Here is a 6,344-nt window from a genome sequence, read left to right as displayed (position 1 = left end):
TCAAGTTCCGCCAAAGATACACCCAAGCGATTGGCCATGATTTCCAAGAATTTGCCGGTTCCGGCCGAGCACTTATCATTCATATAAAACTCCGTTACCTTACCGTTCCTGACACTGATAACCTTTGTATCCTGCCCGCCTATATCGACGACATTAAAGACTTTCTCGGGAAATAACAGGCTGGCACCTTTAGCATGACAGGTAATTTCCGTCACCTGCTTTTTTGCACCCTCTACGGCTTTACGCCCGTAGCCTGTGGAAATACAGATTGCTTCATTCGGATTTACACCGCGAGACGACAAAGTCTCATTAATTCTTTCAACGGCTTCCAGACTGCTCCACCCGGTGGGAATAACAAAGGTATCCTTAATCTCCTTATTCTCATTCATTACAGCCGTTTTTGCACACGTTGAACCTATATCGATTCCTACATATATCATAAAAATATCTCCTTCATTTAGTATACTACAGTCTTTCCGCCTCTATATTATATATTGGCTTTTTTTATAGAATCTATGATATTATATATAAATAAAAAAGGCAAAAAATTATCTACAATAGTTATACTTGCATAGGACAAAGGACTTTCTATATGGAACTAAAGCAACTCGAATCGTTTGTGGCTGTCATTAAATACGGCAGCTTTACCAAGGCGGCACAGGTTCTTTACATGTCGCAACCGTCTATCAGCACGCATATTCGTGCCTTGGAGAAACATCTTGATACTCCTCTGATTATACGTACAACCAAACAGATCCGCATTACACCTCGCGGTCGTGAACTCTACAACACGGCTACGGCCATGTTGAAAATGCGCGACGACTTACTGACAAAATGGCATCACGAAGATTCTAATGAAATTATCATCAGTTCTTCAACCATCCCCTCTATCTACTTACTTCCCCAAGTGCTGAAAGGATTTCGTAAGCTCTTCCCCGATATTCCTTTTACTATTAACCAGGATGTCAGCTCAAAGGTTCTTAATTCGCTTTTAAAGGGTCATATTCAAGTAGGTTTCACAGGCATGAAAGTCGATGACGACTCCCTGGAATTCGTCCCTGTCGCCATTGACAAAATGGTCGTCATTACGCCTAATACCCCGACTTTTCGTCAATTAGTCGGGACCAAAAATGCGGCCCTTCACATTTTGATGAAGTATCCTCTCATTCTGCGCGATAAGGGTAGCGGCAGTAAGGCCCATGTGGACAGAATCTTCGAAAAATTACACTTAACCCCGGATAAACTCCACGTAACAGCACATTTAAACGAACCGGAAGGTCTGAAAAACCTGGTAATTAACCAAGTCGGAGTTTCCGTTATCTCCGAACCGGCTGTAGTGCAAGCCGTTGCCGACGGAACCCTACTCAAATTCGAGTTGCCGAAGGACACGGCATTACGCCAATTGTATATGGTATATCATAAGCACGATACTCAGTCGAGCCATGTTAAGCAGTTCATTAACTACGTCAAATCTTTCAGTTGGCAGCAGAAAAACGATTAACCCGCTTTATACTGAAAAGTAAACGAGCGAATAGAGGAATCTATTCGCTCGTTTTTTACTTCTTTTATACGATTTCTGCAGACTGTCTTCTTCTTTTTATTTAGCCCTTATGCATCCCGTATTGGATGTGGAAAGTCACTGTACTGTAGACTCTTTCTCAACCTTCTTCCACTACTTCTTCAATGGCTTCCGTACGGATGAAGTATTCCTGCGCGGCAAATTTTTCCTTGTATAGGAGTTTACAATATACTCCGAAAATGAGGCCTAACAAAGTCCATCCCAATACCATACCCCATTCTTGCGGATACAAGGCCGAGCCCGACGAAGGAACTACGTACATGACAAGCATAAATCCCGACATGAGTACCGCCATAATTCCCACAAAACGATAAGGGCCTACCTTGTACGGTCTTTCCATATCCGGTTCCTTGACACGCAAAACCAGAAATGACACGGATACCATAAAATAGGCGAGGACACAACCGAAGTTGCCCGCATCGACTACCCACAAGAGCATTTTTTTGCCGAAAAATACGGCAATGGTCGTTATAATGCCTAATAAAATCAAAGCGTTTACAGGAGTCTTGTATTTAGGATGCAGTTTAGCGAAACAAGGCGGAATCATGTGAGCGCAAGCCATGGAATACAAGGCTCGGCTACCGCCGATAAGAAAGGAATTCCAGCTCGTAATAATGCCGCACAAACCGCCGATAATCAAAACCTTGGCCATGGCATCACTGTTAAAAGCAATAGCCATAGCATCGGCTGTTACCAAGCCTCCGACTTGATTCATCGCATCTCCGATCATGGCATTATTCATTAAAAAGCCGACAGCTCCGATAACGAGAGAATAAAAGGCTACGGCCAACACAATGGATAACACAAGAATATGGCCAATATGCTTAAGCGGTGCCGAAATTTCTTCAGCCGCCTGGGGAATAACATTAAACCCGATAAAGAAAAAAGGTGTCATAACGGCTACAGCTAACGTGTTCTTTATCATCTCCTGCGTCGAAGCCCCCATGAACAGCTGGCCCTGCAAGTTCGCTTCACTGCCCGTAAATCCCGATGCGGCAATGAGGACAATGCCGACCCCGCCGATGACCAAGGTTAAGACCGTCTGCAAGATCGCGGCCGTCTTCGCTCCGATAATATTAATATATGTAATAAAGACGACAAGGAAAAAGGCCAAGGCTAACCAGGTTGCATATATATCAAAACCGCCGACAGTATATAAATAGTACTGTAAAAATCCGGGGTACAAATAGGCGAAAATTGTCGGCAGTGCACAGGCTTCAAAACAGACAACGCCCGTATACCCGAAAATGATAGCCCATGTACAGATAAAAGAACCGATTTTACCGAGAGCTCGATAACTGAATACATGTTCACCCCCGTTTTGCGGCATGGCCGTCGTCAATTCCGCATAAGCCAAACCGACAAAGAAAATCATGACCCCACCGAGGACGAAGCCCAACATGGCCCCTGCAACACCGCCTTGCATAATCCAATCACCCGTAGAAACAACCCAGGCCCAACCAATCATAGCACCGAACGCAAGAACCAGAATATCCCATATATTGAGTACCTTATTAAATTCCGTTTTCTTTTCAGACATACACGTACGCTCCTATCCATTCTCTATGTTCGTGCCTTTGTGAACTTACAAGGACACGCCTTCCATATAAGTTAAGCTTTGTTATATTTTACCTTTTTATCCTGTATTTGCATACATTTTTTATCATACTAGAATTACATGTAATGCCTTTGGGTTATTTTCTTCTTTTTGTAAGTTCTTCGATTGCAGCCGGCAGTCCCCTATGATAAGGTATAGGTACTTCTATGGCAAAGAGAGATACAACAAAAACTTTTTCCCTGTGTTGTTTTTACAACCGCACATCCCTTTGCTTTTCGCTATACTGAAATCAATCAAAAACGGTCCCGATAGTGGCCGACACACGTTAAGGAGGATTTACTCATGTTAAAGAAAATTTTGAAAAAATTTGAAGATATGAACAGCAACACAATAACTCAGGATATGCTCGTCGGCGACATTGTTCGCCTCCACCCCGAAGTGGTAGACACCTTATTGTCTCACGGCATGCATTGTCTCGGTTGCCCTTCGTCTCAACAGGAAAGTTTAGCCAATGCCTGCATGGTACACGGACTTGATCCGGAAAAAATCGTAACAGCCGTAAACCTGGCTATTCAGACTGAAAAACAATAGGAGGCAATATTATGAGTGCATTTCTAGGTCCTATTCATTTTTGGCTGTACAATAAAATCCGCTTCCAGGAAGATCTCATCGATGCGCTTTGTGCTCGTGCCGTATCGGAAGGCTGGCTTGCTGAAGAAGATACACAAAAATTCGTATCTACAGATCGCCGTGAACTTCAAGACGCTATTGATGAATCAAATATTCACGGCTGGTTGCAGGGTCGCATTCATGACGGCGAAGGTCGCTACGCCGCTTTAGTCACAACACTTTTACAAGAAGATGCAAATCGCTTACAAACTTTAAAAGACGTGGCCTTTTATACCGGTAAGGAAAAGCGGACGGAAGTGCCGACAACAGCACCGGAAGCGTTTCATCAATTGGATAATACCTTGTTAAACGGTATGCCTTGCGATCAGGTCATGAAGGTAACGGAAAGCAATCCCGACAAGGTCGTCTGGGAAGAAACGCAGGATTTACACAGCTCGTTCTGGAACGGACAAGGTGCTTATTACTATACCCTTCGGGCCGAATTGATTAAAGGAATTCTCGCCGATTCGGGCCTTACCTTCAAACAGACGGATACGAACCGCTACGAAATCATAAAATAAAGATTAGAAAGGAGTACCCCCATGTACGCCACCGATATAATGGTCGAAGAGCATGCCAATATTTCCCGCATGCTTCGCGTTATTAAGAATATGTGCTGTTCCATCTTGGACGGAGCCGCCGTTGATACGAAAGATTTCACGGATATTATCGACTTTGTCCGTAATTATGCCGACGTTCATCACCACCAAAAGGAAGAACATACGCTTTTCCCCGAAATGGTCGAACACATGGGTCCCTTGGCCGACACGATTGTCACTCACGGCATGCTTGTAGAACATGATTTGTTGCGCAGCCACATCCGTAGCCTCGACGAAGCCTTGAAGCTTTACGACGAAACGGGCCGTACGGAATATAAACTCGATATACTTACAGAAGCAATGGCCTATGCCAATCGTCTGCAAGTACATATTGAAAAAGAAAATAACGTCGTCTATCCTTTCTCCGATCGTGAATTGTCCGATGAAATAAAGGAAAAAATAAACGCCGAAGTAAGACGTTTATTTGACGAAAACGAAAAGAACGGAATAAACGAAAAATATCTAACCATGCTTACCAGATTGGAAGCAAAATACAATCCCCTCGGCTATGTTTCAGCACCTGCCGAGTAACTATATACAAATGACCGTACCGATAATTATCGGTACGGTCATTTTATTATTCTCAATCATACTGTACAATCTTTTATATACATGTGCTTTTTTATTGCAAAATCACCATCACTTATGCCTCTTCTAAAAGGAGATTCTTTTATGGCCGCTTTATATAAAACCCTCTGCCTCTGCCTTTCCCTTTTCTTTCTTTTATTCTCTGCTACCGACGCAACTGCCTCTCCCGGTTATACGGCCGGTATTTCCCTGTCTCCGGGAAATACAATTGCACTTATAGCCCCGGCTTCCCCGTCGCCGGAAAGCATAGCTCCTACGGTGAAAAAGCTGGAATCTTTGGGTTTTCATACTAAAATCGCCTCATCGGCATACAAGCGTTTCGGCTACCTGTCCGGAAGTGATGCGGAACGAGCCGACGATTTAAATGCCCTCTTTGCCGACCCGTCCGTCAATGCAATTCTTTGCCTTGACGGCGGGTACGGTTCCGGTCGCCTTTTGGACAAACTCGACTATCCGATGATAGCTACCCATGCCAAACCACTCATCGGCTTTAGCGACATTACGGCACTTCAAATCGCCCTATATGAAAAGAGTCATCTGGCTTCCGTACACGGTCCTTTAGGTGTTACTCTGGCATCCAAGCCCGTGTCCTCCTATTCATGGCAATCCTTACTTCGCCTTCTCCGGGAAAAGAAGCTCTCTCCCCACCCCGATTTTCCCCTTCACACCCGTCTTATGCCTCTCATCTCCGGTACAGCTGAGGGACGTCTTATAGGGGGAAACCTGTCCATCATTGCCTCTTTAGTCGGAACTCCCTATGCCTTACAGGGAAAGGATGCAATCCTCTTCTTGGAAGATATCAATGAGCCGTCTTATAAAATCGATCGCATGTTGAATCAGCTCTGGCAGAGTGGCTTATTAAGAGATGTGAATGGCATCATTTTCGGATACTTCACAAATTGCTCCTACGACGAAGGTGACTTTACAACGCAGGAAATCTTACAACATTATGCCGACCTCGCAAAAAAACCGACAGCTTGCGGCTTACCGGTCGGGCATGATATGAATAATATGAGTCTGCCCGTCGGCACTTCTGTGTGCCTACAGGTTACGAATACCGCTACATCCCTAAGTTTTACCTCCCCGCTTTTTCAGTCCCGCGAAACTAAAAAGATCTAGTCGGTATCTCCCTTTTCCTTATCAACAGCACGGAAAAAAGCGAACCGTTCTTTCGAACGGTCCGCTTTTTTCATATCAGCTTATTTTTTATATTTTTGTACAAACCGACCCATACGTACTAAGCATTCCTTAATGGTTTCCATACTTGACGCATAGGAAATACGGATAAAGCCTTCACCGCTGTCACCGAAAGCCGAGCCGGGAACAACGGCAACCTTTTCCTCTTGGACCA

General features: G+C 44.3%; 7 protein-coding genes. 5 read left to right on the top strand and 2 right to left on the bottom strand.

Annotated features, from left to right (window positions below; translation table 11 throughout):
- A partial coding sequence (locus PGX78_RS05515) for an acyl-CoA dehydratase activase (protein WP_270445794.1) occupies nucleotides 1–440 on the bottom strand: 440 nt, incomplete at its 3' end.
- 152 nt (nucleotides 441–592) lie between these two features.
- Here PGX78_RS05515 and PGX78_RS05510 point away from each other — a divergent pair.
- Nucleotides 593–1,501 (top strand): selenium metabolism-associated LysR family transcriptional regulator, encoded by a 909-nt coding sequence (locus PGX78_RS05510; RefSeq protein ID WP_270445793.1) that lies wholly within the window; start codon nucleotides 593–595, stop codon nucleotides 1,499–1,501.
- 157 nt (nucleotides 1,502–1,658) lie between these two features.
- On the opposite strand, the gene PGX78_RS05505 is transcribed toward PGX78_RS05510, so the two are convergent.
- Entirely contained in the window at nucleotides 1,659–3,119 is a 1,461-nt protein-coding gene (locus PGX78_RS05505) for an APC family permease (RefSeq protein ID WP_270445792.1), read from the bottom strand.
- Nucleotides 3,120–3,479: 360 nt separating this feature from the next.
- Here PGX78_RS05505 and PGX78_RS05500 point away from each other — a divergent pair, with 360 nt between their 5' ends.
- From PGX78_RS05500 to PGX78_RS05485, 4 genes are all read left to right on the top strand, one after another.
- Nucleotides 3,480–3,728 carry a DUF1858 domain-containing protein gene (locus PGX78_RS05500; protein WP_270445791.1) on the top strand — a complete coding sequence of 83 codons (249 nt, stop codon included), beginning with the start codon at nucleotides 3,480–3,482 and terminating at the stop codon, nucleotides 3,726–3,728.
- Nucleotides 3,729–3,739: 11 nt separating this feature from the next.
- On the top strand, nucleotides 3,740–4,327 hold the full coding sequence (locus tag PGX78_RS05495) for a hypothetical protein (RefSeq protein WP_270445790.1): 588 nt from the start codon (nucleotides 3,740–3,742) through the stop codon (nucleotides 4,325–4,327).
- A gap of 21 nt (nucleotides 4,328–4,348) precedes the next feature.
- Nucleotides 4,349–4,936, top strand: a complete 588-nt coding sequence (locus PGX78_RS05490; protein ID WP_270445789.1) for a hemerythrin domain-containing protein — start codon at nucleotides 4,349–4,351, stop codon at nucleotides 4,934–4,936.
- 141 nt (nucleotides 4,937–5,077) lie between these two features.
- A complete protein-coding gene (locus PGX78_RS05485; RefSeq protein WP_270445787.1) occupies nucleotides 5,078–6,112 on the top strand; it encodes a S66 peptidase family protein in 1,035 nt (344 codons plus the stop codon).
- Nucleotides 6,113–6,344 lie beyond the last annotated feature (232 nt).

It is taken from the genome of Megasphaera sp. AF13-6AC, assembly GCF_027685385.1.
Taxonomy (GTDB): domain Bacteria; phylum Bacillota; class Negativicutes; order Veillonellales; family Megasphaeraceae; genus Megasphaera; species Megasphaera micronuciformis.
The sequence above is the reverse complement of the archived record's forward strand: the minus strand, read 5'-3'. Positions and strand labels throughout refer to the sequence as shown.